Raw genomic sequence first — 3780 nt, 5'->3', positions numbered from 1 at the left:
TGCAAAGAAGAAGATTTGTCCAGATTTTATGTTTGTGAAACTGTAATAAACAAACCACAACACCGTGAAATGGCAAGGTCGTTTCCTTTTCCGTTTCTGATACCACAATCGTTACAATTCTCTTGGCTTGTCTGCAAGAGTTTTCCTGTAAACACCTGTTGTTAATGGCTCAGGGCGAGATCTCGAACGTTTATCGAACAGCAACAGATCGTTTAACGAGCTTCCGTAGTTTGTTAAATCTTCATAGCGAGTATGATTTCTTGTTCTTTTGCTTACAGGTCAAACGTAGAATTTAAATAATAAGCACTCATGTGGTCGCCCTAGTTAAAGGTTCCATTTGGTTCAAAAGCTATCGATGGTACGCGCTTCATCGGCAATAAAATCGTAAAGTTAGAGCCTGCACCATACATATGTTTAGTGCCTATTCTTTAATAAAGCACATAGCACTGGGCAAATGAACACAGAACAAGAAAGTAATGATATGGCCGACATACCTGAGTTTATAAAAATGTTAGATATCGAAGAGGTTTTAGTGACTATCTGCATACTGTAAAAGTGACCAACAAAAGCTGCACCAGCCGATAATGACGTGGTTTAATTGATACGACTAACCCAGTTAAGACATAATTGATTTAACTGGAGATTGAAATGACTAAACGTAAAACCTATTCAAAAGAGTTTAAGCTTGATGCCATTGCGCTGGTAAGAGAGCAAAATTATAGCATTGCTGAAGCTTCAAGAAATCTAGAAGTGAGTGCTCAGCTCCTCGGTCGCTGGATAAAAGAATCCGAAAATGATGATGGTCATGCATTCAGAGGAAACGGCAAGCTAACACCTGAGCAGCAGGAAATTCGTCAACTAAAAGCACAAGTTAAACGCCTAGAAATGGAGCGTGAAATATTAAAAAAAGCGACGATCTTCTTTGCCAAAGAAACGAAGTAAAATACACGTTTATTGCCCAAAATAAGAAGATCTGGCCTGTGATAGTAATGTGTCGCGTGTTGGGTGTAAAAAACAATAACTACTACAGTTATCAGAAGCTAAAACCTCAACAGTCTGTTGATACAGAGCATCAAGAGTTGCTCCAGTGGGTAAAGAATATTGCTGAGTTTAGCGATAATACCTATGGCGAAAGGCGAATTCAAAAAGCATTAAATACGCTTGATTATCCTGTCGGGCGCAGGAAAACAGCACAATTGATGAAAGAGGCAAACGTTTGGGTGCGCTACAAGAAAAAGTATAAAGCAACGACGAATAGTGAACACAATAAGCCAATATACGATAATGAACTCAAACAGAATTTTGATTTTCAGAGCGCCAATCAAGCGTGGGTGCAAGATATTACGTATATATGGACTTCAGAGGGATGGCTGTATTTAGCCGTCGTAATCGATCTCTATTCCCGTAAAGTAGTCGGCTGGAGTATGGGTAGCAGAATGAAAGCGCAACTTGTTTGTGATGCGCTAACAATGGCTATCTGGCAAAGAAAACCTAAAGCGGGCTTGATAATACATTCAGATCAAGGTGTTCAATATGCGAGTCATCAATATAGACGAATACTGAGAACACATTGATTTGTAGGCGGTATGAGTAAAAAAGGATGTTGTTGGGATAATGCAGTAGCAGAAAGCTTTTTTTGCAGCTTGAAACAGGAACGGGTTCACTGGCGAAACTATCGAACGCGTTATGCTGCCCAGCAAGATGTCATGAATTACATCACCATGTGGTACAACAGCCAACGAATGCATTCATACCTTGACTACCAAAGTCCCAATGAATTTGAGCGTATGGATAAGCAGATAAAAGAAGTCGCTTAACGAAGTTAACTAGGGTGACCTAATTCAGTTGGCCAGGTCACATTGATATTAATTTGTACAAAATGAAATTTATTTGTGTTTGTCTAGGTCTTATATATTAACACTAACATGCTTACTCATTAAGTATGAAATATGGATGAATATAAATATGACTACATCGTTTTCTATATAAATGCTACTCACATCAACTACTGTTGGTTTAACATTATTATTTGGCATGCCAGCTCAAGCATCTAGTATTACAGTACCTGACTCGATTATAGTTGAAACAGTTAATGGACAGAACGTTGGTCTGAAAAATATTATTGGACTGAGCCATGGGCAACAATTGGTTGAAATTCAGTATCGGGATCTATTTCAAGATAATGCCGATGATTCGGGACATTGGGTTCGTTCAGGAGCACTGTACCTGACATTAGAAGTGGCAGATAATCAACATTACAAACTCACTACACCTGATATTTTTAGTGCTGATGAAGCTAAAAATTTTTTAAATAATCCTGAAATCACACTGAGTGTTAATGGCCAGTCTGACAATAATGTCGTGTTATTGACTAGTTCTCAGTTGTTAACTCAATTAGTTTTAAGGTAATTTCTCAAGCAGTTAGTAATCTTTAAAATCAGATGTAACTTACCAATAAATCAGTTACTGATACTAAATTATCTAATTAAGTATTGAGCTAAATTCAATACAATCATTGGTATATTAATTTATATATTGTTCTGACGTAATCAAATTGAGACTAGTTGATCAACTTTCAATGAAATTACATTTGAAGTTCTAAATTGAAAGAGCCTTGTTGATCAAATCTGTCTTAGGCAAGCCACTTTTCAGTTCGTTTTTCGGTATTAATTCACCGCCTGACGAGCAGGAATACCAGGGCGAGATCGTGAACGTTTTTCATACAGAACAAGTATGTTTTTAGAATTATATTTGTTCAGTACATTATAACTTCATAAATGATTGAAAGTGACTCAGTATTGAAATCACTCATAGTTTTCAAAAAATACACACTCATGCGGTTGCCATGGTAAGAATACCTAGTTCTATGACTTTGTTCATGGCCTTAACATCTGCTAATGCCTAATCCACTTGAGCGTTATAGAATTGTAGGTTCAATTTATTACTGATTAGCTGCTTATTACGGAACTCGTCCGTTTCTAATAGTAAGCGTTGATGGTAATCATTTTCTTCCTTCCATTGCCTTAACACATCATTCTTCAACGCGTTAACAGCCTCATTTCTAGGATGCCGCTACTCCTAGTAATCCGCACTTTTCCTCAGCGGAATGAAGGGTTTACAGGATTTTCGCTTAAGCAGCTTAGACACCCTTTCGTATAGCAGGCTCCGTCCCCGGACACTTGCACTCTCTTACGTTTGAGTCGATTTTTCTTTCATTATCAGCATCATTAACCATACTTAATTCTACAGCAATTACCTCATAGGTATGCAGATCGATGGCAAGATACAGATTACGCCAAGCACCGAGCTTTCCCATGCCATGCTGTGCATCTTCCGTTTACCTTCGCCGTAAATTCTAGCACTGATGCATCAATAACCGAGTAGGGAATTGGTACACCTTAAGGGATTCGGTACTTGGTATCAACAATCTGAGCCCGCTTGCTAATGCTGCCGTAAACTGGAGAAGTTAAAAGCCTATTCATTAACCAAAACACCGAACTTATGAAACCTTATAGCGTCGGTAAAAGCAGATTTAAAAACCCTTTGAGCATTAACGCTGTTTCGATAGCTGTTTCACTATATTGAAAACCACGTCCTCGTCGCTGTACCAATTGTTCTAACGTTTGCTCATCTATCCAGAAAGTAAGTGAGCCTCAATTGACTAATGCTTTGATATATCCAGGCCTATCGGTGATGCGTTACTTGGATTTTCCTATCAGATATCGATTCCTATGGAGTATTCAGAGGAACTGATCGCAACAAACCTAAAAAGTTCACTTA

Annotated in this window: 1 protein-coding gene and 2 pseudogenes; 2 read left to right on the top strand and 1 reads right to left on the bottom strand. The window is 38.2% G+C overall.

Features of this window, described 5'->3' with window-relative positions; translation table 11 throughout:
- The first annotated feature begins 648 nt into the window (after positions 1 to 648).
- Both H5202_RS19010 and H5202_RS19005 read left to right on the top strand, forming a co-directional pair.
- Positions 649 to 1817: pseudogene (locus H5202_RS19010) on the top strand (IS3 family transposase).
- Positions 1818 to 2034: 217 nt separating this feature from the next.
- A complete protein-coding gene (locus tag H5202_RS19005) occupies positions 2035 to 2409 on the top strand; it encodes a DUF2057 family protein (RefSeq protein ID WP_182773443.1) in 375 nt (124 codons plus the stop codon).
- Between the two features lie 423 nt (positions 2410 to 2832).
- Here H5202_RS19005 and H5202_RS24380 read toward each other — a convergent pair.
- A pseudogene (locus H5202_RS24380) lies at positions 2833 to 3695 on the bottom strand (IS5 family transposase).
- Positions 3696 to 3780: the final 85 nt, after the last annotated feature.

Source organism: Shewanella sp. SG41-4 (genome assembly GCF_014164505.1).
In the GTDB taxonomy this organism is placed as follows: domain Bacteria; phylum Pseudomonadota; class Gammaproteobacteria; order Enterobacterales; family Shewanellaceae; genus Shewanella.
Note: the sequence above shows the minus strand (reverse complement) of the source record. Positions and strands in the feature narration are given on the sequence as shown.

Bases quoted from the DNA above. Each gene is read 5' to 3' on its own strand.
- H5202_RS19005 (WP_182773443.1), top strand. From the start codon at position 2,035: ATGCCAGCTCAAGCATCTAGTATTACAGTACCTGACTCGATTATAGTT.